Genomic DNA, 25,610 nt, shown 5'->3' on the forward strand with positions numbered 1-25,610 from the left:
GTGTTGGTGGTGCGATGTCGGTGGAGCCGGCGTCAGCCGCGGGTATGCCGCAGCCGGGCGGACATCCAGCGTGCGCGGCGCCTGAGGATGCGGGGAATCCCGATCCCTTGTACCGCGTGATCATGGCCCTGAGCTTGCAGGCCACCCCTGTCATGAATGTTCGGCCCATTGGCCGAGCGACGGTTGCGTGCTGCGTCACCGTAGTCGTGCGTCCAGCCCATACCGGGACGTCTGCCCGTGCCCCATGGTCGGTAACCGTGTCAGGAGCGGCCAATTGGCCTATGCGCCAGGCATTTGGCTGTTCGTCAGACAAGCGTTCCGGCAAGCGCGAGGTTGGGCGCCGGCGGGCTACCGGTCGGGCTCGGGGTCCTTCAGCCAGTTGATGAGTTCGGAGGAGAAGGCCACCGGGTCCTCCTCGTGAGGAAAGTGGCCGAGGCCGTCGAACAGCCGCCAGCGGTACGGAGCTTCGACGTACTGACCCGAGCCCGCCGCGCTGCGTGTGCGCATCACCGGGTCCAGGGAGCCGTGCAGATGCAGGGTCGGCACCCGGACCGGCCGCTTCATCCGGCGGTTGAACTGGATCCCGTCGGGCCGTGCGAGCGAGCGCACCATCCACCGGTACGGCTCGACCGCGCAGTGCGCCGTCGACGGAATGCTCATCGCCCGCCGGTACACGTCGAGCGTGTCCGCGTCGGGAGGCTGCGGGCCGGACCACTCCTGGATCAGCTTGCCCACCAAGGCCGCGTCGTCCGCGACGAGCTGACGCTCCGGCAGCCACGGCCGCTGGAACCCCCAGACATAGGAGCCGGCCCGGCTCTGCGAGAAGTCGGAGAGCATGGCCGAACGCCACCGGCGCGGATGGGGCATCGAGGAGACGGCGAGCCTGCGCACCAGCTTGGGCCGCATCACCGCGGCGGTCCACGCGAGGTACCCGCCGAGATCGTGCCCGACCAGTGCCGCGTCCGGCTCGCCGAGGGAACGCACCACCCCGGTGATGTCGAGCGCGAGGTTCGCGGGGTCGTAACCCCGCGGCGTACGGTCGCTGCCTCCCACGCCCCGAAGATCCATGGCCACGGCCCGGTACCCCGCGTCCGCGAGCGCCGTCATCTGGTGCCGCCACGTCCACCAGAACTGCGGAAAGCCGTGCAGGAACATCACCAGCGGCCCGTCGCCGACCTCGGCGATGTGGAAGCGCGCACCATTGGCTGCCACGTCGCGATGGGTCCAGGGACCGTCGATGCGTACGGGGCTGCCCGTACCGGTGTCAGGGGCCGTCATGCAGACGAGCGTCCCATACCCGGGTACGGCCCGTTCGCCATGCCCTCCCCGGGAGCGGCGCCCGCGACGGCGCGCTCCGCCGCGGGACCCGTGCTGAGCGGTCCCGCGACGGCCCGGATCAGGCGGAGATCTGGTCCCGCGACACGCGCGGATGCGGCTTGACGCTCTGGAGTACGGCCGCCGTCTGCTTGGCCGAGGCGATCGACTTCTCCGGCGGCTTGACCTTCTTGAACTTGGTGACGGCCAGGAGCGCCAAAATCCCCGCGAGCAGCAGGAACGCTCCGCCCACGATCAGGAAGCACCAGGCAAGGCCGAGACCCCAGTTGTGGATCCCGTACGCGGCCGCGAAGCTGAAGACCGGCAGCGAGAAGAGGGCGAAGACGCCCGCCACACTGATGGCCGCGCCGCCGACCGCACCTCGCTTGACGTCCTGCCTCAGTTCCGCCTTGGCCAGGGCGATCTCGTCGTGCACCAGCGCGGACATCTCGGCGGTCGCCGAGGCGACCAGCTGGCCGAGACTGCGCTCGGCACTGCTGCCGGGGTCGCTCATCGCTGCTCCCTCTCTCCTGTGGTCCGACACAGATCATGCCGGACTGTCGCCGTCACCGCGCGACACCCCCGCCGCTTCGGCGCGACGACGGTGTTCGGCGGCCTTCTTCTCGTAGATCTCGGCCATGCGCAAGTGGTATGCCGGATTGTCCTGTTCGTAGATGTCGGGGATGCCGTCGTGGTCCTCGTCACGCTCCTCCTCCTCGCACAGCTCCTGGTATCTGCGTACCCGCAGTTTGAGCAGTACTCCGGCCAGGACGGCGGCGATCAGGGAGCCGACCAGCACCGCGGCCTTGACCTCGTCGGCGAGCACCGGGTCATCGGCGAAGGCGAGTTCACCGATCAGCAGCGAGACGGTGAAACCGATTCCCGCGAGTGCGGCCACCGCGAAGACGTCCGGCCAGGCGAGGTCGTCGTTGAGTTCGGCCCGGGTGAAACGGGCCGCGAGCCAGGTGCCGCCGAAAATGCCGAGCGACTTGCCGACCACCAGTCCGAGCACGACACCGAGGGTCTCGGGCCGAGTGAAGACCTCCGTGAGGGAGCCGCCGGAGACCGACACGCCGGCGGCGAACAGCGCGAACAGCGGCACGGCGAGTCCCGCCGACAGAGGGCGCACGATGTGCTCGATGTGCTCGCCGGGGGAGTACTCCTCCCCCTCGCGCCGGGTGCAGCGGAGCATCAGGCCCATCGCCACACCGGCGATGGTGGCGTGGACGCCGCTGTTGTACATCAGCCCCCAGATGACCAGGGCCAGCGGCACGTACACGTACCAGCCCCGTACGCCCTTCTTCAGCAGCAGCCAGAAGACGGCCAGTCCCAGCACCGCGCCGCCGAGCGCGGCGAAGTCGAGATCGCTGGTGAAGAAGATCGCGATGATGAGGATGGCGAACAGGTCGTCGACGACGGCGAGTGTGAGCAGGAAGGCGCGCAGCGCGGAGGGCAGAGAGGTGCCGATGACCGCGAGGACGGCGAGCGCGAACGCGATGTCGGTGGCGGTGGGGACCGCCCAGCCGTCGGTGGATCCGCCGGCGGACGTGGTCACGATCAGGTACACGGCGGCGGGGGCCGCCATTCCGCACAGCGCGGCGATGACCGGCAGGGCGGCGGCGCGGGGATCGCGCAGTTCGCCGGCCACGAGTTCACGCTTGAGCTCGATACCGGCGACGAAGAAGAAGATCGCGAGAAGTCCGTCGGCGGCCCAGTGCTGGACGGAGAGATCGAGGCCGAGCGAGGCGGGGCCCAGATGGTAGTCCCGTACGGCTTCGTAGCTGTCGCCGATGGGTGTGTTGGCCCAGATCAGCGCGGCGACGGCGGCGACCAGGAGCAGCACGCCGCCGACGGTCTCGGCTCGCAGCGCGTCCGCCACATAGGTGCGCTCGGGCAGGGGGAGCACACCGAGAAACTTGCGGGAGCGGGGCGCGGACACGTGGGGGACCTCCGGTCGGGCGGGCAGGACTCATCACTTGCCGACCAGACTTCCCGGCGCACCTGGGTCTTTCTTGTCGCGTCGTTGACGCGCCCAACACCTTACCCATATGGCTCCGGGGTGATATCCGGTGAAGTGCACTTTAGGTGCAGAACGGGCACCCGGCGTGTTGTTGCCGGGTGCCCGTCGTGGTGCGGTCCGCGCCGCTCAGTGGTGTGTGGCGCGGTGGCGCGCGTGGCGGCCAGGGGATGTGCGTGGATCAGTCCTCGGAGGGCGCGCTCGGCAGCTGCGTCTGGATCAGATCCATGACCGACGAGTCGGTCAGCGTCGTGACATCGCCGAGCTGACGGTTCTCGGCGACATCGCGCAGCAGCCGGCGCATGATCTTGCCCGAACGGGTCTTCGGCAGCTCCGCCACCGGCAGGATCCGCTTCGGCTTGGCGATCGGGCCGAGCACCGAGGCGACGTGGTTGCGCAGCTCGTTGACCAGGCCCTCGTCCACACTCGCCGTGCCGCGCAGGATCACGAACGCCGCGATCGCCTGCCCGGTCGTCTCGTCCTTCGCGCCCACGACCGCCGCCTCGGCGACCTTCGGGTGCGAGACCAGAGCCGACTCCACCTCGGTCGTCGAGATGTTGTGGCCGGACACCAGCATCACGTCGTCCACCCGGCCGAGCAGCCAGATGTCGCCGTCGTCGTCCTTCTTGGCACCGTCACCGGCGAAGTACTTGCCCTCGAAGCGCGACCAGTACGTGTCGATGAACCGCTGGTCGTCGCCCCAGATGGTGCGCAGCATCGACGGCCACGGCTCGGTGAGGACGAGATAGCCGCCACCGCCGTTCGGCACCTCGTTGGCGTCGTCGTCGACGACGGTCGCGGAGATGCCGGGCAGCGCGCGCTGCGCCGATCCGGGCTTGGTCTCGGTGACGCCCGGCAGCGGCGAGATCATCATCGCGCCGGTCTCGGTCTGCCACCAGGTGTCGACGATGGGGGTCTTGCCGGCGCCGATGTTCTCCCGGTACCAGATCCATGCCTCCGGGTTGATCGGCTCGCCGACCGATCCGAGGACACGCAGGCTGGACAGGTCGAACTTCGCGGGGATGTCCTCGCCCCACTTCATGAAGGTCCGGATCGCGGTCGGCGCGGTGTAGAGGATCGTGACGCCGTACTTCTGCACGATCTCCCAGAACCGGCCCTGGTGCGGGGTGTCGGGCGTGCCCTCGTACATCACCTGGGTGGCGCCGTTGGCCAGCGGCCCGTACACGATGTACGAGTGGCCGGTCACCCACCCGATGTCCGCGGTGCACCAGTAGACGTCCGACTCCGGCTTGAGGTCGAAGACGGCGTTGTGGGTGTACGCGGCCTGGGTGAGGTAGCCGCCGGAGGTGTGCAGGATGCCCTTCGGCTTACCGGTCGTGCCGGAGGTGTAGAGGATGAAGAGCGGGTGCTCCGCGTCGAACGCCTCCGGGGTGTGCTCGGCGGACTGACGGCCGACGATGTCGTGCCACCACACGTCCCGGCCCTCGGTGAAGTCGGTGTCCTGGCCGGTACGTCGCACCACCAGCACATGCTCGACCTGCGGGCACCTGGCGACGGCGTCGTCGATGGCGGGCTTGAGCGCGCTCGGCTTGCCCCGGCGGTAGCCGCCGTCGGAGGTGATGACCAGCTTCGCGTCCGCGTCCTGGATGCGGGAGGCGACGGCGTCGGCGGAGAAACCGCCGAAGACCACCGAGTGCGCGGCGCCGATGCGGGCACAGGCCAGCATGGCCACGACGGCCTCGGGGATCATCGGGAGGTAGACGGCGACGCGGTCGCCCTTCTGCACCCCCAGCTCGGTGAGCGCGTTCGCGGCGCGCGAGACCTCGTCCTTGAGCTCCGCGTAGGTGACGGAACGGCTGTCGCCGGGCTCGCCCTCGAAGTGGAGCGCGACACGGTCGCCGTTGCCGGCTTCGACATGACGGTCCACGCAGTTGTACGCGACGTTGAGCTTGCCGTCCGCGAACCACTTCGCGAAGGGCGGGTTGCTCCAGTCGAGGGTCTCGGTCGGCTCGGTGGCCCAAGTCAGCCTCCGTGCCTGCTCGGCCCAGAAGCCAAGCCTGTCCGCCTCGGCCTGCTCGTACGCCTCCGCCGTCACGTTGGCGTGCGCGGCCAGCTCGGCCGGCGGCGCGAACCGCCGCTCTTCCTTGAGCAGGTTGGCCAGGCTTTCGTTGCTCACGACATCTCCCTTTCCCAGGGCGTCCTATGTGCCTATGTGTCCCAGGCCATAGCTCATCAGCCAGATGGCCGGGTGACAAGGGCCTTCCGGAAATTGGTTTAGACCTATTGGGCCTGGGGCGCCTATTGAGCGGCCCCTCCTCCCCGGGCGGCGGGAAGGAGGGGCCATACGTTCTCACGGACGGGGTGGGGGATTGGTTCAGGCGCGCGTCTCGGTCAGCGAGGACGGAGTGGGGGCGACCCGGTCGAAGACCGCCTCGACCTCGTGGTCGTCACTGCTGGCGAGCAGATACGCCTGGGCCTCGCCGACATGGAAGTACATGCCGTGCAGTTCCAGCGAACCTTCGGCGATGCGCCGCGCCACGCCCTCGTGGGCCTTCAGATGCTCCAACTGCTGCACCACATTGGTCAGACAGAGCTGCTCCACCGCATCCGCGGGCAGTCGCCCTGAGATGCGCGCCCAGGTGCGGTGCCGGCTGCGCATCCGCTCCAGACTCGGCTGACCGTGCCGCAGCCACCGCCGCAGCGGTGTGCGTCCCCCTTCGGCCGTAGCGCTCAGCAGGGCCTGCATCGCGCCGCAGCCCGAGTGCCCGCAGACCGTGATCGAGCTGACCTTCAGCACGTCCACGGCGTACTCGATGGCAGCCGCCACCGAGTCGTCGCCGCTCCCCTCGCCGGGCAGCGGCACCAGGTTCCCGACATTGCGCACGGTGAACAGATCGCCCGGCCCGCTGGCCGTGATCATGCTGGTCACCAGACGGGAGTCCGCGCAGGTCAGGAAGAGCTGCGAGGGCTGCTGGCCCTCGCGGGCCAGCCGGGCCAGCTCGTCGCGCACCAGCGGAGCCGTGTTGCGCTGGAACGAGCTCAGGCCGTGGGCCAGTTGGTGCATCGAGGCGCGCCGGGTGCGGGTGTCGCAGTGGTGATTGCGCCACGGTGTCCAGGGCCGGCAGCAGCCGTGGGTCTGGGAGGCGGCCTCGCTGATCCGGCCCCCGGCCCGGCCGGTGAACTCCACCGAGCCGCCCTGCGCGACATGGGAGGCCTGCCAGTCATGCAGTGCCTCGTACGCGGCATGGTCCATGTAGGACCCGTCCAGCTCCACCTCGCAGGGCGCCCCGTGCGGCACCTGGCTCAGCATCCGGCTCAGCCGGGGCACGGCGAGGAAGGTCAACTGCCCGCGTACGCGCACCCGGTGCACGCGCGCATGCTCCTCGCCCTGCTCCTCGACGGTGATACGGGTCCTGGTCAGCCGGTGCAGCGCGACCGCGACCGCCACGGCGATCCCGATCGCGACACCCTCCAGCACTCCGGTGAGGACGACCGCGATCGACGTCGCCGCGTACACCAGCATTTCGCGGTTCTGCCGCACGCTGCGCAGATGGGTGACCTTGACCATCTGGACGCCCACGACCATCACCAGGGCGGCGAGAGCGGCCAGGGGAATCAGGTCGAGCACGGGCACGAGCAGCAGCGCCGCGAGCACGATCCACAGACCGTGCAGCATCGTGGAGTTGCGGCTGACGGCGCCGGCGGACACATTCGCCGAACTGCGCACCGCGACTCCGGTGATCGGCAGCCCGCCGAGCGCCCCGGACAGGACATTGGCAGCGCCCTGACCGGCCAGCTCCCGGTCGAGGTCGGCGCGCGGAATGCGGACGGTGGGGTGCTTGCGGGCCGCCACCAGTTTGTCCACCGCCACTGCGGAGAGCAGTGACTCCACGCTGCCGACCAGGGTGATGGTCAGGACCGCGGCGATGAGGCCCAGCACGGGCCCGTCCGGCAGCGCGGGCAGGGCATGACTGCTCCAGGACGGCAGGTCCACCAGCGGCAGGCGCAGCCCCGCGACCACGGCGAGGGTGGTCGCCGCTGCGACGGCGGCGAGGGCGGCCGGGATCTTCCGGACGATCCGGCCCGTCCGTCCGGGGATCCGTGGCCATGCGAGCAGGAGGACCACGGTCATGACGCTCACGCAGAGCGCGGCCGGATGGAGGTCGGCCAACTGGGCCGGCAGCGCAGTGACATTGGCGATGGCGGAACTCTGCGGGGTGCCGCCGAGCACGATATGGAGTTGTGCCAGGGCGATCGTGACACCGATGCCGGCGAGCATTCCGTGCACGATCGCCGGGCTGACGGCGAGCGCCGAACGGGCCACGCGCAGAGCGGCCAGGCCGACTTGGACGAAGCCGGCGACGACGGTGATGGCGCAGGTGACACGCCAGCCGTACTGATGGATCAGATCGGCGGTGACGACGGTCAGGCCTGCGGCGGGTCCGCTGACCTGGAGCGGAGACCCGCCCAGCCGTCCCGCCACGATGCCGCCGACGGCGGCCGCCACAAGCCCGGCCTGGAGAGGTGCGCCGGTGGCGAGTGCGATGCCGAGGGAGAGCGGCAGCGCGATCAGGAACACGGAGACCGAGGCGGACAGATCGGCACCCGCGATGCGGAAGCGGCGGCGGCCGCCGTCACCCGGCGGGGGCAGGCTGTGCGGACTGTCGGGACCGATGGGCGCGGACCCGCCGCCCTGGACGGATTCGTGGGGCACGGGCTTCTCCCGTGTGGTGCGGGACTTCCTGTTCTTCCGGTACTTCGGCTTCTTGCGAGAAGGGTCGTCGATGCGAGTGGGGACGCAGGCAGACATGGTTTCCCGTCTCCTCCGGGGCAGCGCGGTCGCGGAATGTGGGGACGCGGCCGTGGGTCACGGCGTGCAGTGGCGGGATTCTCAACTCTCGGTAAATGGATCGTAATGGAGAGTAAAGACTGCGGCATTATTTCCGGGGCAAATAGGGCAATCTTTCACCCGTGCTGGTGATTAATCCTTTGAATGCGGCTCGTCGCATGCTTCCCATCGCCACCCCGATGCGACTTTGTCGGCGCCATCGACGCCGGTCGTAAAAACACAAAGTCATACGAAAGAGGGTGGACGGATGAAGGCCGCCACACAGCGGGTCGCCGTCGGCGCAGCCGTCACGGCGCTGATCGCGGGACTCGCGGGCTGCTCCGGCTCCGACGAGAGCGCGCACCATGGCGCGCCCGCTGCCCAGAAGGCCGCCCCTGCCCCGGGCAACGCGGTGCGCCTGATCGGCGACGGCTCCACAGCCTTCACCGGAACCCAGTCCGGTCTCCTCGAGCCGGAGCGGATGAAGCCCGGCGAGAAGCCACCGCAGTTCGTGGTGTTCTCGTGGGACGGGGCGGGGGAGGACAGTCAGAAACTGTTCTCCCACTTCCGCCGTGTCGCCAAGAAGTACGACGCCACGATGACCTACTTCCTCAGCGGCGTGTACCTCCTGCCGGAGGAGAAGTCGACGATGTACGACCCGCCGCAGCACGCGGCCGGGCGCTCCGACATCGGCTTCAATGACATCAAGGGCATCAAGGACACCGTGCGCGAACTGCGCGGCGCCTGGCAGGAGGGCAACGAGGTGGGCACCCACTTCAACGGCCACTTCTGCGGCAAGGACGGCGGCGTGGGCAACTGGTCCGTCGCCGAGTGGAAGAGCGAACTCAGCCAGGCCAAGTCGTTTGTGAAGAACTGGAAGACCAACGCGGGCCTGAAGAACGAGCCGCCGCTGCCCTTCGACTACGACAAGGAGCTCATCGGCGCCCGCACCCCCTGCCTGGAGGGCCGGAAGAACTTCGTCCGCGCCGCCAGCCAGTTGGGCATGCGCTACGACACCAGCGGGATCAACGACCAGATCTGGCCCAAGAAGGAACTCGGTCTGTGGGACCTCTCGCTCCAGATGGTCCCGGTCCCGGGCCGCGCCTTCGAGACGCTGGCCATGGACTACAACTTCATGGTCAACCAGTCGGGGACGACATCCAAGGGCGACCCCTCCATGCACGCGTACTGGGGCAAGCAGATGCGTGACGGCCTGGTCAAGGCCTTCGACCGCGCCTATGAGGGCAACCGCGCCCCGTTGATCATCGGCAACCACTTCGAGTCCTGGAACGGCGGCACCTATATGCGCGCCGTCGAGGACACGATCGCCACGGTCTGTGTGAAGAAGAACGTGAGGTGCGTGTCCTTCCGCCAGCTCGCGGACTGGCTGGATGTCCAGGACCCCGAGGTCCTGCAGAAGATGCGCACCCTCCGGGTCGGCCAGAAGCCGAAGAACGGCTGGGCGGCCTTCCTGGCCACCCAGCCATCCGCCCAGGCCTCACCCGTCGTCAAGGTCAAGCAGGCAGGGCAGCACTGACGTCAGCTGCATGCTCATGGAGCACGAAGGCGGGGTCGACCTGCGCCGCCAGGTCGGCCCCTGTCTTCGCGTTCCCCCAGCTCTCCGCGTTCTTGAGATGGAAGTGCACCATCTGGCGCGTGTAGCGCTCCCAGTCGCGGTTGTCGTACGTGTCCTCCGCGGCGTTCTGCAGGGCTTGCAGGGACATGCGGTTGTCCGCCTCGAGCAGCTCGAAGGGAGACTGCCGGCCCTTCTCCATCCCGCGCACCCAGTTGGAGTGGCCGACGGTGATCAGCAGGTCGTCGCCCACCTCGTCCCGCAGGAAGTCCACATCGTCCGGGCCCTGCACCTTGTTGCCCACGACCTTCAGCTCGATGCCGAAGTCCCGTGCGTACTCCTTGTACTGGCGATAGACGGACACCCCCTTGCGGGTGGGCTCGGCCACCAGGAACGTCATGTCGAAACGGGTGAACATCCCGGACGCGAAGGAGTCCGACCCGGCCGTCATGTCGACCACCATGTAGTCGTCGCGGCCGTCGACGAGGTGATTGAGGCACAGCTCCACCGCGCCGACCTTGGAGTGGTAGCAGGACACCCCGAGGTCCGACTCCGTGAACGGCCCGGTCGCCATCAGCCGGATGTCCCCGTCGTCGAGATGCACGACCCGCGCACAGGCGTCGTAGACGGGGTTGTCCTCGTCCACGCGCAGCAGACGCGAGCCCTCTCCCGGGGGCGTGGTCTTGATCATCGTCTCCGCGGAGGCGATGCGGGGGTTGGAGCCCCTCAGGTATTCCTTGATCAAGGGGAGGTGCGCGCCCATGGCGGGCAGGGTGGCCGCCTCCGCCTCGTCGAGACCGAGCGCGGCCCCCAGATGCTGATTGATATCGGCGTCGACGGCCACCACATGAGCCTCGTTGGCGGCCAGATGGCGGATGAACAGCGAGGACAGCGTGGTCTTTCCACTGCCGCCCTTCCCTACGAAAGCGATCTTCATGTTCACCTACCGTAGTGGGTTCATCGCGCACTGTGGTCGAAGTGCGTGAAGAAGACCACTCCAAGGTGGGGGCGTACGCCGATGGCGCGTAGCCTCGCTACTTATGAGTACGAATGCCTCGTCGGTCGACCCCCTTGCCGCTCTCGGCTCCCTGCCGGGTGTCCCCGACGCCGTTGATTCCGTGCGCAAGGCGGTCGACCGGGTCTACGGTCACCGGGTCATGCGGCGGCGCAGTACCGAGGTCACCTCGGAGGCGGCGCTGCGTGGCGCGCGTGCTTCGGCGGCGCTCTCCGGCGCCGACTGGGCGCTCGAAGAGGTCCGCAGGCGCACCGACTTCGGTGTCGAGCCCGAGGCGCGCACGGTCGGCGCGGCGCTGCGGCTCACCGCCGAGGCGGGCCAACTCCTTTCTGTATGGCGGCAGTCGCCGCTCCGGGTGCTGGCCCGGCTGCATCTGGTCGCGGCGAGTGGCGCCGGTGACGACGAGACCGTGGGGCGGCCCCGGCTGGCCGGCGAACCGGTGGACGAGCCGCTGATCGAGGCGCCGCTGCCGGACGCGGACGAGGTGAACGGCCGGCTGGACGGCCTTGCCGAACTGATCATCGCGGGCAGTTCGGCGCCGGCTCTGGTGACCGCCGCCGTCGTGCATGGCGAGCTCCTGGCGCTGCGCCCCTTCGGCTCCTTCAACGGTCTCGTGGCTCGCACCGCCGAACGGATCGTGCTGATCGGCAGCGGCCTTGACCCCAAGTCGATCTGCCCGGCGGAGGTCGGGCATGCCGAACAGGGGCGCGCGGCCTATGTCGCGGCCTTCGACGGCTACCGCTCCGGTACGCCGGAGGGCATGGCGGCATGGATCGCCCACTGCGGGCGCTCCGTGGAGCTGGGCGTCAGGGAGTCCACTGCGGTGTGCGAGGCGCTTCAGCGAGGCGCGGCCTGATGGAGCAGGGCGGGGCTTGAGCGATCCCGGACGCTACGGCGTCCGTGGGTGCGGGCTCGAAAGACCCTGAACAGGGTTGCGGCGGTACCGGAATTGGTACCGCCGCTGGCACGTCCACCGAGTTACCAAGCGTCCTCGAAATAGTGCCCATCAGGTCGGGAACTTTTGCCCGTCACCTGGTGCGGCTGGCCCGTAATCGACGGGTCGACGTCGCGTGGGTGCTCAGTTTTCATGCTCGGTCCGTGGGGCCTTTATGCGTTGTTAGGTGATCCTCTCGGATGTCCTAGGTCTCGCGGGCCGTTGACTCCTTTCTACTCCTGCCCGCAAAGAAGCGGAACCCCCAGCTGCGGTTCTTTACTTTTGGGTTCAAATACGGGCGAAGCGCTCCGCGGCGCGGTCGATGACCCGTTCCACCACACCGGCCGCTGCCGACTCGGCAGCTGCGGCTGCCGCACTGCGGCGCCGACTGGCGTACCAGACGAGGCCGGCGGTCGCGGCCGCCGCACCCACCGCCGCCGCGGCGACGAGCGCGGGACGCGGCGGCAGCGAGAAGGCGGGGATCCGCTGCTTCAGCCGGACCGGCCGGTTGAAGACAAGAACAGGCCAGCCGCGGCTGACGGCTTCACGCCGCAACGCCCGGTCCGGGTTCACGGCGTACGGATGGCCGACGGACGACAGCATCGGTACATCGGTGATCGAGTCGCTGTAGGCGTAGCAACGGTCGAGGTCGTAGCCCTCGGAGGCGGCGAGCTCCTTGACCGCCTCCGCCTTGGTCGGCCCATAGGCGTAGTACTCAACTTCACCGGTGAAGCAGCCGTCGTCGCCGACCACCATGCGGGTGGCCACCACCCGGTCCGCACCGAGCAGCTCGCCGATCGGTTCGACCACCTCCGCGCCCGAAGTGGACACGATCACGACGTCACGGCCGGCGGTGTGGTGTTCCTCGATGAGGGACGCCGCTTCGTCGTAGATGATCGGGTCGATCAGGTCATGGAGGGTCTCCGCGACGATCTCCTTCACCAGCTGCACGTTCCACCCCTTGCAGAGCGCGGACAGGTACTGCCGCATCCGCTCCATCTGGTCGTGGTCGGCGCCGCCGGCGAGAAAAACGAACTGGGCATAGGCGGTCCGCAGTACGGCCCGTCGGTTGATCAGGCCGCCTTGGTAGAAGGACTTGCTGAAGGTCAGCGTCGACGACTTCGCAATGACCGTCTTGTCCAGATCAAAGAAGGCAGCTGCGCGAGGCAAGGAGTGGTTTTCCACGAGCAGAGCATAGGTGCCCGCCATTCGGCGTACGCTCGGGCGTGTGGGTTTGCCTGAGAAGGCTCTCGGGTACACCATGGAAGTCACGGATCGTTCGCGACCGTGCTAACCCGGTCCGGCTCCTCCCCCCCCGAGTCGGCCGGAGAGACGACCCCCGCTCTCCCCCCCGGCGGGGGTCGTCGCATGTCCGGACGCATTTTCGGCTCTCGGACAGAGCTCATGATGATCCTTCTCCCTTCCTGACGGCTTCGTAGGCGGCGGCTTCACACCACCCTGAACCGTCACTGTGCGTAGCGGAAGAGCTGCTCCCGGGAGTCACCGGTATGAGCGACGGGGATATTCACAAGTGGCTAGTTGTCCACAGTTTTTCAGCGAGATCCACACGTTTTTCCAGCGCGCTCCACTGTGATTCCACCCGCGCTCTTCGCGGGTGGCCGGAATCACAGATCTCGTAAGCAAGCGAGATCGAAGTAAGAAGGGGTTGGAGATCGTGGCTGGATCCATCACATCGCAGAGGACGCCCGGCGCCGAAGGCCGGCGGGACGGGCCTCTGATCGTCACCGAGGACCTCGAACTGCTCGACGATCTGCTGCGGCTGTGCGCCGCCGCAGGGGCCGAGCCCGACGTCCACCACTCGGTGCCGGAGCGCGGGGGTGGCTGGGAAGGCGCCCCGCTGGTCCTCGTCGGCGACGACGCGGCGGCGCGCTGTCGGGGCGCCACTCGACGGCAGGGTGTGCTGCTCGTCGGGCGTGACCAGGACGACCCGGACGTCTGGCGGCGGGCGGTGGAGATCGGAGCCGACTGCGTGCTGCGGCTGCCGGACGCCGAGAGCTGGCTCCTGGACCGGATCGCGGACGTCGTCGAGGGCGTCGGGGAGCAGGCGCTGACCGTCGGCGTCATGGGCGGCCGGGGAGGCGCGGGGGCATCCACGCTGGCCTGTGCGCTGGCGGTGTCCGCGGCCAGGACGGGCCGGCGGACCATGCTCGTCGACGGCGATCCGCTCGGAGGGGGCGTCGACGTGCTGCTCGGCGGGGAGCAGGCAGAAGGGAGAAGGTGGCCTGATTTCGCCGCATCAAAGGGACGGGTCGCGGGTGGCGCCCTGGAGGAGTCCCTCCCGGAGCTCCACCAGCTTCGTGTTCTGAGCTGGGATCGCGGCGACTCCGTGGTGGTACCGCCGGAGGCGATGCGGTCCGTTCTCGCCGCGGCCCGGAGACGGGGCGGTGTGGTGGTCGTGGATCTCCCGCGCCGGGTGGACGAAGCCGTTGCGGAGGCCCTGGCCCAGCTGGATCTCGGGCTGTTGGTGGTCCCGGGCGAGCTGCGGGCGGTCGCCGCGGCGAACCGCGTGGCGTCGGCGGTGGGCATGGTGCTCCAGGACCTGAGGGTCGTGGTGCGCGGGCCGTACGCCTCGGGACTGGACGACCAGTGGGTGGCCGACGCGCTGGGGCTGCCTCTCGCGGGTGAACTGCCGCTGGACGCAGGACTGTTCGCTGCTCAGGACCAGGGCGCACCGCCCGGCGGTGGGCGTGGCCCGCTGTCGCGGTTCTGCGCGGCCTTCTGGGACCGGGCGCTGGCGGGTGGTGTCTCATGAGCACCGGACTGCTGGACGCCGTACGACAGCGGCTCGCGGAGAGCGGCGCCGAGCCCACCCCTGCCAGGGTCGCGGCTGCGCTGCGGGCGCAGGGACGGCTGCTGGGAGACACCGAAGTGCTCGGCGGCACCGAGACATTGCGCTGCGAGCTGGTGGGGACCGGGCCCTTGGAGCCCTTGCTGGCGGACCCGGCCGTGACGGATGTTCTGGTGTCCGCCCCGGACCGGGTGTGGGTGGACCGGGGATGCGGTCTCGAACTCACCGAGGTGACGTTCGCGGACGCTGCGTCGGTGCGCCGGCTGGCCCAGCGGCTCGCGGCGGTGGCGGAGCGGCGGCTGGACGACGCCCGGCCATGGGTCGACGCCCGACTTCCCGACGGAACGCGAATGCATGCGGTGATCCCGCCGGTGGCGGTCGGTTCGACGTGTCTGGCTCTGCGGGTGGTACGTCCGCGGGCATTCTCGGTGGAAGAACTGGTTGCCGCGGGGACCGTCCCCCCGGGAGGTGACCGGTTGCTGCGGGCCCTGATCGACGCCCGACTGTCGTTCCTGATCAGCGGCGGTACGGGCACAGGAAAGACCACGCTGCTGTCCAGCCTTCTCGGGCTGGTGGGGGAGCGTGAACGGATTGTGCTGGCCGAGGACTCGGCCGAGCTGCGGCCCGACCATCCGCACGTCGTGCGGCTCGAATCCCGTACGGCGAACCAGGAGGGAGCGGGCCTGGTCACGTTGCGGGACCTGGTGCGCCAGGCCCTGCGCATGCGGCCGGACCGGCTGGTCGTGGGTGAGGTCCGCGGGGCGGAGGTCACCGAGCTGCTGGCGGCCTTGAACACGGGACACGAGGGCGGCTGCGGGACCGTCCATGCGAATGCGGCATCGGATGTGCCGGCCCGGCTGGAGGCGCTCGGCACGGCTGCGGGGCTCGACCGGGCCGCGCTGCACAGCCAGTTGGCCGCCGCGCTCTCGGTGGTGATCCATCTCGTGCGGGACCGCGGCGGCCTCCGGCGGATCGCCGAGGTGCACGTGCTGGAGCGGGACGCCGCGGGTCTGGTGAGGACGGTGCCGGCGTTGCGGTGGGGCGCCGAGGCGTTCGCGTACGGCCGGGGCTGGGAGCGGCTGCGGCCGCTGATCGGGGGTGCGGTGTGATCGCGGGCGAGCCGATGTACGCGGCAGCGATGTGCGTCGGGGCGGCGGCCTGGCTCACGGCGGGCCGGGAGCGGGGTCTGACACGAGCACGGCTGCTCTTCGCCGGTGGCGGTGCGCCGGAGCCTTCGTGGTGGACATGGCAACGACTGCTGCCTGTCCTGAGGTTGCGACGCGAGTGGCTGTGTCTGCCGGTGGCGATGCTGCTGGCCGTGCTGGGGGAGTCGGTGCTGCCGCTGATGGCGGGCGCGGCAGCCGTGCCGCTGGTGAAGAGGCAACTGGCGGCCAGAGAGCGGGTGCGGGCGCGGGAGCTACGGGCCGAGGGGGTGATCACGCTGTGTGGCGCCGTGGCAGGGGAGCTGCGCGCCGGTATGCAGCCGGGGCAGGCGCTGCTGTTCGGTACGAGGTCCACGGATGCCTTGGGCGCTTCCGAGGGCGCGGTGGTGGCGGCGGCGCGGTTCGGCGGTGATGTGCCGCAGGCCTTGCGGGAAGCCGCGCGTGAGCCCGGAGCGGATGGGCTGGCAGGGGTCTCGGCCTGCTGGCGGGTGGCTGTGGACAGCGGTGCCGGCCTTGCGGCGGGCCTCGACCGGCTGGAGGCGGCCCTGCGGGCGGAGCGGGACCAACGGGAGGACGTGCGCACTCAGTTGGCGGGCGCTCGGTCGACCATCGGACTGCTGGCACTGCTTCCCGTCGTGGGCTTGGCCATGGGCTGGGCTCTCGGTGCCGATCCGCTGCGGGTGCTGCTCCACACTCCGGCCGGTCTGATGTGCCTGCTCGTCGGCGGGCTGCTGGAGGCGGCCGGGCTCTGGTGGGCCGCGAGGATCGTGCGGAAGGGGAAGGGTGCATGACCGCGGACGTTGTCCACAGGCTGGGGGCAGTGTTGTGCGTTCTCTCCGCAGCCGCGTTCCTCGGATTCACGGTGGCCGGCCGACGCCACGAGCGCAGGATGCGCCGGCGGATCGAAGGGCTGCTGGCTCTGGAACGCGAACGTCGGCGCCGGTGGCCGAAGGACATGCTGTGGGCGAGACGTTGGGCGGCTCCCCTGGGTGCGCTGATCACCGGATACGTCCTCGTCGGCGGATGGCTCTGCGGCGCCGTCGGGTTGGCAGCCGCGTACGGCGTACGGCGCATACAGCTGAACCGCACGCCGGGCCCTGATGCCGGGGATGCCGCGGACCTGCGCGACGGGCGGCAACTGCCGCTGGCGGCCGACTTGCTGGCCGCGTGCATCTCGGCCGGAGCGGGGCCACGTGAAGCGGCCGAGGCGGTCGGCGAATCACTCGGCGGGCCAGTAGGCGAGCGGTTGGTCCGCGCGGCGGCCGAGCTGCGGCTCGGCGGTGAACCGGCGCGTGCGTGGCGGGCCTTCGCGCAGATACCGGGTGCGGAGGAGCTGGCCCGCTGTCTGGAGCGGGCCGACTCCACCGGCGCTCCCGCAGCGGAGCCGGTGTCCCGTCTGGCCGGACGCCTGAGGGCCGACCGGTCACGCAAGGCCGCGGCGGAGGGCCGCAGGGCTCAGGTCATGATCACGGCCCCCGTGGGGCTGTGCTTCCTGCCCGCGTTCCTCGCCGTCGGGGTGGCGCCGGTCGTGATCGGGCTCGCCGACGGACTGCTCAACAGCAACTGAACGAACTGAACGAGATCCCTTGTGGGTCGATCAATGGGGGTTTGGTATGTGGAATCCGATGCGGGCATGGCTGCGCGGAATGGCGCGCAGGATGCGCAAGGACTCGGGAATGACGACATCCGAGTACGCGATGGGGACGATCGCCGCGTGTGCGTTTGCGGCGGTGCTCTACAAGGTCGTCACGAGCGGGACGGTCTCGGGCGCGCTCGAAGCAGTGATCGGAAAAGCGCTCAATGCGCAGTTCTGAGATCCGGCGCGGGAAGTGCGGTGAGGGTGACCGCGGATCGGTGACGGCGGAGGCCGCCGTCGCCGTACCGGCTCTGGTGGTCTTCGCGATGGCCCTGGTCTGGGCGCTGATGGCGGCCTCGGCCCAGATCCAGTGCGTGGACGCCGCACGGGCGGGGGCACGGGCGGCGGCCCGGTCCGAACCGCCTGCGGCGGCGGTGGCCGCCGCCCGCTCGGCGGCTCCGGACGGCGCCCGGGTCACGGTGGGACGGACCGGGGATCTGTGGCGGGTGCGCGTGGAGGCGGCGGCACCGGGGCCGGGCGCGCTGGGGTTGACGCTCAGCGCGGAGGCGGCGGCGTTCGCGGAGGACGCGGTGGGTGACGCTCCCGGCTCCGATTCGACGCCGGGCGGGGACTCGGAGCCGGCTGCCGGTTGGGGCACGGGTGGTGGCTCGGGCTCCAGCCCGGCGGCAGCCGCCGCGCCGGGCGGGGCTCCGGCGACGGACGGGGCCGCTCGCGAGGAACCGGTTGCTGCCTCAGGCCCTGCCGTGACTCCGGCCGCGGCGGTGGCCTTGGCCTCGGGTGCCCAAGCCCAAGCCCAAGTCAGCGCCGGCTCGGTCGGGCCTCCGGCCCCGGACCGGGCCGCTCGCGAGGGCCCGGCTTTCGTTCCGGCCGCCCCGGGCCCGGCCCCGCTCGGCGGTCCCGAGGAGGTCGTTTCATGAGGGCGGCTCGTGACCGTGGCTCGGCCACCGTCTGGGTCGCCATGGCAGCCACGGTGCTGTGCGTCGTGTTCGCCGCCGTGCTCGCCATGGGGCAGGCCGTCGTGGCTCGGCATCGGGCAGGCTCGGCGGCCGATCTGGCGGCGCTGGCCGCGGCTGACCATGCCCTCCAAGGGGCCGGCCACGCCTGCGAGAAGGCTGCGACCGTGGCCCGGGCACAGGGCGCGGCCGTGGTGCGGTGCGCCGTTCAGGGCGAGATCGCGGACGTGACCGCGCAGGTGCGCTTCGGACCGTACGGCCCGACGGTCAGGTCGAGGGCCGGTCCTCCGGAAGCGGCCGCTCCAGGGCAGGCGCCTCAGCCGCCTCGGGAGGCCCATCCGGTGCGGGCGCCTCAGCTGCCCGACGCGGGGCAGAGGCGGCCTTCTGAGGCCCTTGGGGCCGGGAGCGCTGGTCCGGCCCCTCCCCGGGCCGCTGGGCCCTCTCCCGGCCAGACGCCGCCCCCTCCGACGCCGCCCCCGTCGCCGCCGCACCCGCCGGCGCCTCCCTGAGAAGTTCCGTGAGCAGGCGGACCGCGCCGCGCTTGTGGAGCGGGTCGTTGCCGTTGCCGCACTTGGGGGACTGGATGCAGGACGGGCAGCCCGCCTCGCACTCGCAGGAGGCGATCGCCTCACGCGTGGCGGTCAGCCACTCGCGGGCGGTGTGGAAGGCGCGCTCGGCGAAGCCGGCGCCTCCTGGGTGGCCGTCGTACACGAAGACCGTCGGCAGCAGGGTGTCCGGATGCAGCGGTACGGAGACCCCGCCGATGTCCCAGCGGTCGCAGGTGGCGAACAGCGGCAGCATCCCGATGGAGGCGTGTTCCGCTGCGTGGAGTGCCCCGCCCAGCTGCTCCGGGTTCACCCGCGCCGCGTCCAGCTGGTCCTCGGTGACCGTCCACCAGACGGCCCGGGTGCGCAGGGTGCGCGGTGGCAGGTCGAGTTTGGTCTCGCCGAGCACCTCACCGGTGATCAGTTTGCGGCGCAGGAAGGAGACGACCTGATTGGTGACCTCGACGGAGCCGTAGCAGAGGCGGCCGTCGCCCCACGGGATCTCGATGTCGGTCTCCAGCACGGAGACGGCGGTGGTGTCGCGGGCGGTCGTGGAATACGGCGGGTTCGCCTCCTCCACGAGAGCGGCGGAGTCCTCCAGGTCCAGGTGCTTCACCAGGTACGTACGGCCCTGGTGGAGGTGGACAGCTCCGTCGTGGACGGCGGAGTGCGCGGCGGACTCGTCGACCGTGCCCAGCAGCCGTCCGGTGGCCGCCTCGACGATCTGGACCGGGCGGCCGCCCTCGCCCCGGATGTCGGTGAGGTCGGCAGCCCGCTCCCGTCGGGTCCAGTGCCAGCCGGAGGACCTGCGGCGCAGCAGCCGCGCGGACTCCAGCTGGGGCATCAGTTCGCCGGTCGCAGGGCCGAACAGTTCCAGGTCGGCCTCCGTGAGGGGCAGCTCGGCGGCTGCCGCGCACAGATGGGGGGCGAGGACGTAGGGATTGTCGGGGTCGAGGACGGTGGACTCCACCGGCTGGTGGAACAGCGCCTCGGGATGGTGGACGAGGAACGTGTCCAGCGGATCGTCGCGCGCGACGAGGACGGCCAGGGCGCCCTGGCCGGACCGCCCGGCCCGGCCCGCCTGCTGCCACAGCGACGCCCGGGTGCCCGGGTAGCCGGCGATGACGACGGCGTCCAGACCGGACACGTCGACACCCAGCTCCAGGGCAGTGGTGGCGGCGAGTCCCAGCAACTCGCCGGAGTGCAGGGCCCGCTCCAGGGCTCGGCGCTCCTCAGGGAGGTAGCCGCCGCGGTAGGCGGCGACCCGCTGGGGCAGGGAGCGGTCCACCTCGGCCAGGCGTTCCTTGGTGATCACGGAGATCAGCTCGGCGCCGCGGCGTGAGCGTACGAAGGCGACCGTGCGGACGCCCTGCACGGTCAGATCGGTGAGGAGGTCGGCGGTCTCGGCGGTGGCGGTACGGCGGACGGGTGCGCCCTTCTCGCCGTGTAGCTCGGTGAGCGGAGGCTCCCAGAGGGCGAAGACGAGCTCGCCGCGCGGGGAGGCGTCGTCGGAGACCTCCTGGACGGGCAGGCCGGTGAGCCGGCCGGCGGCCACGGACGGTTCCGCCGCGGTGGCGGAGGCGAGGAGGAAGACCGGATTCGCACCGTAGCGGGCGCACAGCCGGCGAAGGCGGCGCAGCACCTGGGCGACATGGGAGCCGAAGACTCCCCGGTAGGTGTGGCACTCATCGATCACGACATAGCGCAGGGAGCGCAGGAAGGAGGCCCAGCGGGGGTGGGAGGGAAGTATCCCGCGGTGAAGCATGTCCGGGTTGGTCAGCACGTACGTCGCGTACTGCCGGACCCACTCGCGTTCCTCGACGGGGGTGTCGCCGTCGTAGACGGCTGGGCGCACCCGATGGCCCAATGGCGCCGCGAGTTCTTTCACGGCGCGGCACTGGTCGGCGGCGAGGGCCTTGGTTGGGGCGAGATACAGGGCCGTGGCGCCGCGGCCGTTCGGGGCCTCGGACCCGTCGAGCTGGGCGCTCAGCACCGGCGCGAGATAGGCCAGCGACTTTCCCGAGGCGGTGCCCGTGGCGATCACCACCGACTCACCGTCGAGGGCGTACTCGGCGGCGGCTGCCTGATGGGCCCAGGGATGCTCGATGCCGGCCTGCTGAATGGCGTTGATCACTTCCGACCGGATGCGGTCGGGCCAGACGGCATGGCGGCCCGGCCTGGGGGGCAAGTGCTCCGTATGAGTGATGCGCGCAGCCCGGTTCGCCCCTGCGGTGAGCCGGTCGAGGACCGTACCGGGGGAGGGGCGGGTGTCCCCGCTCTCGGGAGGTCGTCTGGGACGGAGATTCTTGGCCATCGGCACCGAGTGTGTCACCGGCGTGGCGGACAATGGTCTCAAGGCGTCGTGCATGGCTGCTGGTAAGTGATTGAATGCCATCGCGGCTGGCGACCGTCCTCCGGCTCCGCCGGGGAGACCTGCTGGGCGGCCGCTCGATAGCAAGGTGCTGGAGGATCCGTGGACCTGTCCCTGTCGACTCGCAATGTGTCCGGCCCTGGTGGCGACCGTACGGTCGTCGAGGTCGGTGGCGAGATTGATGTGTATACCGCGCCCAAGCTGCGCGAGCAGTTGGTCGAGTTGGTGAACGACGGCAACTACCACCTGGTTGTCGACATGGAGGGCGTGGACTTTCTCGACTCCACCGGGCTCGGAGTGCTGGTGGGCGGCCTGAAGCGCGTGCGCGCGCATGAAGGGTCGCTGCGCCTGGTCTGCAACCAGGAGCGCATTCTCAAGATCTTCCGGATCACAGGACTGACCAAGGTGTTCCCCATCCACACCACGGTCGAGGAAGCGGTTGCGGCGACCGACTGACGGTCGGCCGGACACGCCGGAAGAAGTGAGGGGTACCGGGCATCCAGCCCGGGCCTCTGAGATGCACGCCCGTACGTCCGAGGGGGAGCACATGGCCACCGTCGAGCTTCGATTCAGTGCCCAGCCCGAGCATGTCAGGACCGCCCGGTTGGTGGCCGCTGCCGTGGCGCGCAGGGCGGGGGTCGACGAGGCCGTGCTGGACGAGGTCCGGCTCGCGGTCGGCGAGGCATGCAGTCGTGCTGTCGGACTGCATCGCAGTCATGGCATCACCGAGCCTGTCACCGTGGTGCTCGCCGAGGAGGAGAAGACTTTCTCCATCGAGGTCATCGACGAGGTTCCGAGCGCGGGGGCGAACGGCGCACATGCCGTTCCCGGCGCGCGAGGCGGCTCCGACGAGGACGCGGACGCCGACGGCGAGGACGAGATGGGTCTCGCCGTCATCAGCGGCCTCGTGGACGACGTGGAGGTCAGTTCCACCGATCAGGGGGGCGTGATCCGGATGAGTTGGCCGTCGGCGCCGGTCTCCGTCCTGCCCTGACGCGGTACGACGATCACGGGTTCCGGTCCGCCGGTCCGTTGATCGCCAGCCGGTCATGATCGTGAAAAGAGGTCCTGCTGAGCAGGGCCTCTTTTCTTTTTTCTAGATCATTGATCAAGAGTCAATGGTTTTGCCCCATTACCTCTTTCGGTGGGATTTTCGGAACCGGATCATTTGCTGAGTAGCAACTGAAGGTCAAATCCAGTTGTCGCGCTCTGTTTTGATCAGGTTCCGCTCCCTACAATCCGTCCACATCTTGAGCTCTGAGCGTCAAGGAGGACGAATGGCGGGGCTCGTCAACCCAGAACTGTCCAACCACCCCACTTCCCTTGCAGCCGCAGTACTGACAGACGACAACCGGGTGATCGTTATTGTCATCGCCGTCGTGGCGCTGGCAGCACTCGTCGTCGCCCAGCTGCTGGTGCGCCAGGTACTGGCCGCCGGCGAGGGCACCGATTCCATGAAGGAGATCGCGGCAGCGGTCCAGGAAGGCGCGAATGCCTACCTGGCCCGGCAGTTGCGCACCCTCGGCATCTTCGCCGTCGTGGTGTTCTTCCTGCTGTTGCTTCTTCCGGCCGACGACTGGTCACAGCGAGCAGGACGCTCGGTGTTCTTCCTGGTGGGTGCGCTTTTCTCGGCAGCCACCGGATACATCGGTATGCGTCTTGCCGTACGGGCCAATGTGCGCGTGGCGGCGGCCGCGCGTGAAGCGACACCGGCCGAGGGCGAGCCCGAAAAGGATCTGACGGCCGTCTCGCACAAGGCCATGAAGATCGCTTTCCGGACGGGAGGCGTGGTCGGCATGTTCACGGTGGGCCTCGGCCTGCTCGGTGCCTCCTGCGTCGTACTCGTCTACGCCGCCGACGCCCCCAAGGTCCTGGAGGGCTTCGGACTCGGCGCCGCACTGATCGCCATGTTCATGCGTGTCGGCGGCGGCATCTTCACCAAGGCGGCCGACGTCGGCGCCGACCTCGTCGGCAAGGTCGAGCAGGGCATCCCGGAGGATGACCCGCGCAATGCCGCGACCATCGCCGACAACGTGGGCGACAACGTCGGCGACTGCGCCGGCATGGCCGCCGACCTCTTCGAGTCGTACGCGGTCACGCTCGTCGCGGCGCTCATCCTCGGCAAGGCGGCATTCGGCGACGCCGGACTCGCCTTTCCGCTGATCGTTCCGGCGATCGGCGTGGTCACCGCGATGATCGGTATCTTCGCGGTCGCCCCGCGGCGCGCCGATCGCAGCGGGATGACTGCCATCAACCGCGGATTCTTCATCTCCGCGCTGATCTCGCTCGCGCTCGTGGCCGTCGCGGTCTACGTCTATCTGCCGTCGTCCTACGCCAAGTTGGACGGCGTCACCGATGCGGCGATCCGGTCGCACGGAGGGGACCCCCGGGTCCTCGCGGTCGTGGCCGTCGCCATCGGCATCGTGCTGGCGGCTCTGATCCAGCAGCTGACCGGGTACTTCACCGAGACCACCCGGCGTCCTGTGAGGGACATCGGCAAGTCCTCGCTGACCGGGCCCGCGACCGTCGTGCTGGCCGGCATCTCCATCGGTCTGGAGTCCGCCGTCTACACGGCGCTGCTGATCGGTCTGGGCGTGTACGGGGCGTTCCTGCTCGGCGGTACGTCGATCATGCTCGCCCTCTTCGCGGTCGCGCTGGCCGGCACCGGCCTGCTCACGACCGTCGGCGTCATCGTCGCCATGGACACCTTCGGTCCCGTCTCCGACAACGCCCAGGGCATCGCCGAGATGTCCGGCGACGTCACGGGCGCGGGCGCGCAGGTGCTCACCGACCTGGACGCCGTGGGCAACACCACCAAGGCCATCACCAAGGGCATCGCCATCGCCACCGCCGTACTCGCGGCGGCCGCGCTCTTCGGCTCGTATCGCGACGCCATCGCGACCGCGGCCGGGGAGGTCGGCGCGAAACTCGGCGACGGCGCTCCGATGAACCTCGTGATGGACATCTCCCAGCCCAACAATCTGGTGGGCCTCATCCTCGGCGCGGCGGTCGTCTTCCTCTTCTCGGGGCTCGCGATCAACGCGGTCTCCCGGTCGGCGGGAGCGGTGGTCTACGAGGTGCGGCGGCAGTTCCGCGAGCACCCCGGGATCATGGACTACACCGAGAAGCCGGAGTACGGGCGCGTCGTCGACATCTGCACCAAGGACGCGCTGCGTGAGCTCACCACCCCGGGCCTGCTCGCGGTGCTGACCCCGATCGCGGTCGGGTTCTCGCTCGGTGTCGGTGCTCTCGGCTCGTTCCTCGCGGGTGCGATCGGCACCGGCACGCTGATGGCGGTCTTCCTCGCCAACTCCGGTGGTGCGTGGGACAACGCCAAGAAGCTCGTCGAGGACGGTCATCACGGCGGCAAGGGCAGTGAGGCCCATGCCGCGACCGTTATCGGCGACACCGTCGGCGACCCGTTCAAGGACACCGCCGGTCCTGCCATCAACCCGCTGCTGAAGGTCATGAACCTGGTGGCACTGCTCATCGCACCCGCGGTGGTCCAGTTCAGCTACGGGGACGACGCGAGCGCCGGGATCCGGGCGGTGATCGCGGTCCTCGCGATCCTCGTCATCGTCGGCGCCGTGTACATCTCCAAGCGGCGAGGCATCGCCGTCGGGGACGACCCGGGGACGGCGGAGCGGAGTTCGAAGTCACCCGACCCCGCGGTGGTTTCGTAGTACCGGTCACATCGACGGGCGGGCGGCGCGCAGTGGCGTGCTGCCTGCCCGTTCGTCTGTCGTGACGTCTGCCGTGAGCCTTCTCTCTCTTGTATAAATAGTGACAAAAGCATATGAACAGGACACAAGGCTCGCGAATGTCGACCACGCGCCGTGTATGTTCCGGGGCCGAGAAGCCTTGGAAGGGACCAAACCGGTGAACAAGAAGCTTGCGGCCGCACTGTCCGGCGGTGCGGTGCTCGTACTCGCGCTGTCGGGATGCTCCGGCGAAGGCGACGCGGACAAATTCTCGGTCGACGACTGGGCCAAGAAGTACTGCGACCAGGCGCAGCCGCAGATCAAGAAGCAGTTCGACGCGGAACAGCTCATCCGCTCGACCGCCTCGGACGGCAAGCCCGCCGACATCCAGGCCGCCGACTCGAAGGCTTTCCAGGATCTCGCGGACGTGAACAAGGCACTGGCGACGGCGTTCAGAGGCGCCGGGACGCCGCCCGTCGACACCGGTGAGCAGCTCGTCAAGGACGCCGCCGCCGAACTCGACGCCAACTCCAAGTCCTACCTCGATCTGAAGAAGCAGATCGACGCGCTGAACGCCAAGGACCAGCAGAAGTTCGCGGACGGCCTCCAGCCCGTCGCCGCCGGCCTGGAGAAGATCGAGAAGAACCAGTCCGCGCGGAACAAGCTGCGGAAGGCGGAGACGGGCAACGCCATGGCGAAGCAGCCGGGCTGCAAGCCGCTGAAGGCACCGGCCCCGTCCGGCGGTTCGGCCGCCTGAGCCGCGGCCCCGTCCCTCCCGGCAGCTCCTGACCGAGCCGCCGCGCCTCGCCCGTACGGGCCGGGAGCGGCG

Annotated in this window: 21 protein-coding genes and 1 pseudogene; 13 read left to right on the forward strand and 9 right to left on the reverse strand. The window is 69.7% G+C overall.

Annotation, left to right across the window (positions count from 1 at the left end; translation table 11 throughout):
- Positions 1 to 32 precede the first annotated feature (32 nt).
- The 6 genes from ACQPWZ_RS19715 to ACQPWZ_RS19740 form a co-directional block, all read right to left on the reverse strand.
- On the reverse strand, positions 33 to 221 hold the full coding sequence (locus ACQPWZ_RS19715; RefSeq protein WP_313945014.1) for a hypothetical protein: 189 nt from the start codon (positions 219 to 221) through the stop codon (positions 33 to 35).
- Between the two features lie 127 nt (positions 222 to 348).
- A complete protein-coding gene (locus ACQPWZ_RS19720) occupies positions 349 to 1,278 on the reverse strand; it encodes an alpha/beta fold hydrolase (protein ID WP_340474417.1) in 930 nt (309 codons plus the stop codon).
- A gap of 118 nt (positions 1,279 to 1,396) precedes the next feature.
- The gene (locus ACQPWZ_RS19725) at positions 1,397 to 1,828 is read right to left on the reverse strand and encodes a phage holin family protein (protein ID WP_340474418.1); all 432 of its coding nucleotides are present in this window, start codon (positions 1,826 to 1,828) and stop codon (positions 1,397 to 1,399) included.
- Between the two features lie 33 nt (positions 1,829 to 1,861).
- Positions 1,862 to 3,253, reverse strand: a complete 1,392-nt coding sequence (nhaA, locus tag ACQPWZ_RS19730; RefSeq protein WP_433572013.1) for a Na+/H+ antiporter NhaA — start codon at positions 3,251 to 3,253, stop codon at positions 1,862 to 1,864.
- Between the two features lie 259 nt (positions 3,254 to 3,512).
- Complete coding sequence (acs, locus tag ACQPWZ_RS19735) at positions 3,513 to 5,468, reverse strand: acetate--CoA ligase (RefSeq protein WP_340474420.1); 1,956 nt, start codon at positions 5,466 to 5,468, stop codon at positions 3,513 to 3,515.
- A 198-nt stretch (positions 5,469 to 5,666) separates the two neighbouring features.
- Positions 5,667 to 8,102 (reverse strand): SulP family inorganic anion transporter, encoded by a 2,436-nt coding sequence (locus ACQPWZ_RS19740; RefSeq protein ID WP_433572014.1) that lies wholly within the window; start codon positions 8,100 to 8,102, stop codon positions 5,667 to 5,669.
- Positions 8,103 to 8,388: 286 nt separating this feature from the next.
- On the opposite strand from ACQPWZ_RS19740, the gene ACQPWZ_RS19745 reads away from it, so the two are divergent.
- Positions 8,389 to 9,657: a hypothetical protein gene (locus tag ACQPWZ_RS19745; protein ID WP_433572015.1), complete on the forward strand. Its 1,269-nt coding sequence runs from the start codon at positions 8,389 to 8,391 to the stop codon at positions 9,655 to 9,657.
- Here the strand turns inward: ACQPWZ_RS19745 and ACQPWZ_RS19750 are convergent.
- On the reverse strand, positions 9,635 to 10,630 hold the full coding sequence (locus tag ACQPWZ_RS19750; protein WP_340474422.1) for an ATP-binding protein: 996 nt from the start codon (positions 10,628 to 10,630) through the stop codon (positions 9,635 to 9,637). The genes ACQPWZ_RS19745 and ACQPWZ_RS19750 overlap by 23 nt on opposite strands.
- Positions 10,631 to 10,733: 103 nt before the next feature.
- On the opposite strand from ACQPWZ_RS19750, the gene ACQPWZ_RS19755 reads away from it, so the two are divergent.
- Positions 10,734 to 11,564: an oxidoreductase gene (locus ACQPWZ_RS19755; protein WP_356703713.1), complete on the forward strand. Its 831-nt coding sequence runs from the start codon at positions 10,734 to 10,736 to the stop codon at positions 11,562 to 11,564.
- A 366-nt stretch (positions 11,565 to 11,930) separates the two neighbouring features.
- On the opposite strand, the gene ACQPWZ_RS19760 is transcribed toward ACQPWZ_RS19755, so the two are convergent.
- Entirely contained in the window at positions 11,931 to 12,851 is a 921-nt protein-coding gene (locus ACQPWZ_RS19760) for an HAD family hydrolase (RefSeq protein ID WP_433572016.1), read from the reverse strand.
- 466 nt (positions 12,852 to 13,317) lie between these two features.
- Between ACQPWZ_RS19760 and ssd the strand changes: the two genes are divergently transcribed.
- From ssd to ACQPWZ_RS19795, 7 genes and pseudogenes are all read left to right on the forward strand, one after another.
- Positions 13,318 to 14,415, forward strand: coding sequence for a septum site-determining protein Ssd (gene ssd, locus ACQPWZ_RS19765; RefSeq protein WP_313945005.1), 1,098 nt, complete (start codon positions 13,318 to 13,320; stop codon positions 14,413 to 14,415).
- Complete coding sequence (locus ACQPWZ_RS19770) at positions 14,412 to 15,560, forward strand: TadA family conjugal transfer-associated ATPase (protein ID WP_433572017.1); 1,149 nt, start codon at positions 14,412 to 14,414, stop codon at positions 15,558 to 15,560. Before ssd ends, ACQPWZ_RS19770 begins: the two co-directional genes overlap by 4 nt.
- 14 nt (positions 15,561 to 15,574) lie before the next feature.
- Positions 15,575 to 16,405, forward strand: coding sequence for a type II secretion system F family protein (locus tag ACQPWZ_RS19775; RefSeq protein ID WP_433573841.1), 831 nt, complete (start codon positions 15,575 to 15,577; stop codon positions 16,403 to 16,405).
- A complete protein-coding gene (locus ACQPWZ_RS19780; RefSeq protein ID WP_433572018.1) occupies positions 16,402 to 17,181 on the forward strand; it encodes a type II secretion system F family protein in 780 nt (259 codons plus the stop codon). Before ACQPWZ_RS19775 ends, ACQPWZ_RS19780 begins: the two co-directional genes overlap by 4 nt.
- Before the next feature lie 46 nt (positions 17,182 to 17,227).
- Positions 17,228 to 17,428 (forward strand): DUF4244 domain-containing protein, encoded by a 201-nt coding sequence (locus ACQPWZ_RS19785; RefSeq protein WP_352209747.1) that lies wholly within the window; start codon positions 17,228 to 17,230, stop codon positions 17,426 to 17,428.
- A complete protein-coding gene (locus ACQPWZ_RS19790) occupies positions 17,415 to 18,128 on the forward strand; it encodes a TadE family type IV pilus minor pilin (protein ID WP_433572019.1) in 714 nt (237 codons plus the stop codon). The genes ACQPWZ_RS19785 and ACQPWZ_RS19790 overlap by 14 nt, the downstream gene beginning before the upstream one ends.
- A 41-nt stretch (positions 18,129 to 18,169) precedes the next feature.
- Positions 18,170 to 18,388, forward strand: a pseudogene (locus ACQPWZ_RS19795) (Rv3654c family TadE-like protein); the annotation flags it as partial.
- A 43-nt stretch (positions 18,389 to 18,431) separates the two neighbouring features.
- On the opposite strand, the gene ACQPWZ_RS19800 reads toward ACQPWZ_RS19795, so the two are convergent.
- Entirely contained in the window at positions 18,432 to 21,104 is a 2,673-nt protein-coding gene (locus tag ACQPWZ_RS19800; protein ID WP_433572020.1) for a DEAD/DEAH box helicase, read from the reverse strand.
- A 78-nt stretch (positions 21,105 to 21,182) separates the two neighbouring features.
- Here ACQPWZ_RS19800 and ACQPWZ_RS19805 point away from each other — a divergent pair, with 78 nt between their 5' ends.
- The 4 genes from ACQPWZ_RS19805 (at position 21,183) to ACQPWZ_RS19820 (ending at position 25,538) form a co-directional block, all read left to right on the forward strand.
- A complete protein-coding gene (locus ACQPWZ_RS19805) occupies positions 21,183 to 21,536 on the forward strand; it encodes an STAS domain-containing protein (protein WP_215097290.1) in 354 nt (117 codons plus the stop codon).
- Positions 21,537 to 21,627: 91 nt separating this feature from the next.
- Entirely contained in the window at positions 21,628 to 22,074 is a 447-nt protein-coding gene (locus ACQPWZ_RS19810; RefSeq protein WP_340474430.1) for an ATP-binding protein, read from the forward strand.
- A 283-nt stretch (positions 22,075 to 22,357) separates the two neighbouring features.
- A complete protein-coding gene (locus ACQPWZ_RS19815; RefSeq protein WP_340474431.1) occupies positions 22,358 to 24,763 on the forward strand; it encodes a sodium-translocating pyrophosphatase in 2,406 nt (801 codons plus the stop codon).
- Between the two features lie 196 nt (positions 24,764 to 24,959).
- Positions 24,960 to 25,538 carry a small secreted protein gene (locus ACQPWZ_RS19820; protein WP_340474432.1) on the forward strand — a complete coding sequence of 193 codons (579 nt, stop codon included), beginning with the start codon at positions 24,960 to 24,962 and terminating at the stop codon, positions 25,536 to 25,538.
- The last annotated feature ends 72 nt before the right edge of the window (positions 25,539 to 25,610 follow it).

It is taken from the genome of Streptomyces sp. CA-251247, assembly GCF_050952975.1.
In the GTDB taxonomy this organism is placed as follows: Bacteria; Actinomycetota; Actinomycetes; order Streptomycetales; family Streptomycetaceae; genus Streptomyces; species Streptomyces achmelvichensis.

Excerpts from the sequence above, each read along its gene's own strand:
- ACQPWZ_RS19715 (WP_313945014.1), bottom strand. The coding sequence starts at position 221 with ATGGGCTGGACGCACGACTACGGTGACGCAGCACGCAACCGTCGCTCG.
- ACQPWZ_RS19720 (WP_340474417.1), bottom strand. The coding sequence starts at position 1,278 with ATGACGGCCCCTGACACCGGTACGGGCAGCCCCGTACGCATCGACGGT.
- ACQPWZ_RS19725 (WP_340474418.1), bottom strand. The coding sequence starts at position 1,828 with ATGAGCGACCCCGGCAGCAGTGCCGAGCGCAGTCTCGGCCAGCTGGTC.
- ACQPWZ_RS19740 (WP_433572014.1), bottom strand. The coding sequence starts at position 8,102 with ATGTCTGCCTGCGTCCCCACTCGCATCGACGACCCTTCTCGCAAGAAG.
- ACQPWZ_RS19745 (WP_433572015.1), top strand. The coding sequence starts at position 8,389 with ATGAAGGCCGCCACACAGCGGGTCGCCGTCGGCGCAGCCGTCACGGCG.
- ACQPWZ_RS19750 (WP_340474422.1), bottom strand. The coding sequence starts at position 10,630 with ATGAAGATCGCTTTCGTAGGGAAGGGCGGCAGTGGAAAGACCACGCTG.
- ACQPWZ_RS19755 (WP_356703713.1), top strand. The coding sequence starts at position 10,734 with ATGAGTACGAATGCCTCGTCGGTCGACCCCCTTGCCGCTCTCGGCTCC.
- ACQPWZ_RS19760 (WP_433572016.1), bottom strand. The coding sequence starts at position 12,851 with ATGGCGGGCACCTATGCTCTGCTCGTGGAAAACCACTCCTTGCCTCGC.
- ACQPWZ_RS19770 (WP_433572017.1), top strand. The coding sequence starts at position 14,412 with ATGAGCACCGGACTGCTGGACGCCGTACGACAGCGGCTCGCGGAGAGC.
- ACQPWZ_RS19775 (WP_433573841.1), top strand. The coding sequence starts at position 15,575 with ATGTACGCGGCAGCGATGTGCGTCGGGGCGGCGGCCTGGCTCACGGCG.
- ACQPWZ_RS19780 (WP_433572018.1), top strand. The coding sequence starts at position 16,402 with ATGACCGCGGACGTTGTCCACAGGCTGGGGGCAGTGTTGTGCGTTCTC.
- ACQPWZ_RS19785 (WP_352209747.1), top strand. The coding sequence starts at position 17,228 with ATGTGGAATCCGATGCGGGCATGGCTGCGCGGAATGGCGCGCAGGATG.
- ACQPWZ_RS19790 (WP_433572019.1), top strand. The coding sequence starts at position 17,415 with ATGCGCAGTTCTGAGATCCGGCGCGGGAAGTGCGGTGAGGGTGACCGC.
- ACQPWZ_RS19800 (WP_433572020.1), bottom strand. The coding sequence starts at position 21,104 with ATGGCATTCAATCACTTACCAGCAGCCATGCACGACGCCTTGAGACCA.
- ACQPWZ_RS19810 (WP_340474430.1), top strand. The coding sequence starts at position 21,628 with ATGGCCACCGTCGAGCTTCGATTCAGTGCCCAGCCCGAGCATGTCAGG.
- ACQPWZ_RS19815 (WP_340474431.1), top strand. The coding sequence starts at position 22,358 with ATGGCGGGGCTCGTCAACCCAGAACTGTCCAACCACCCCACTTCCCTT.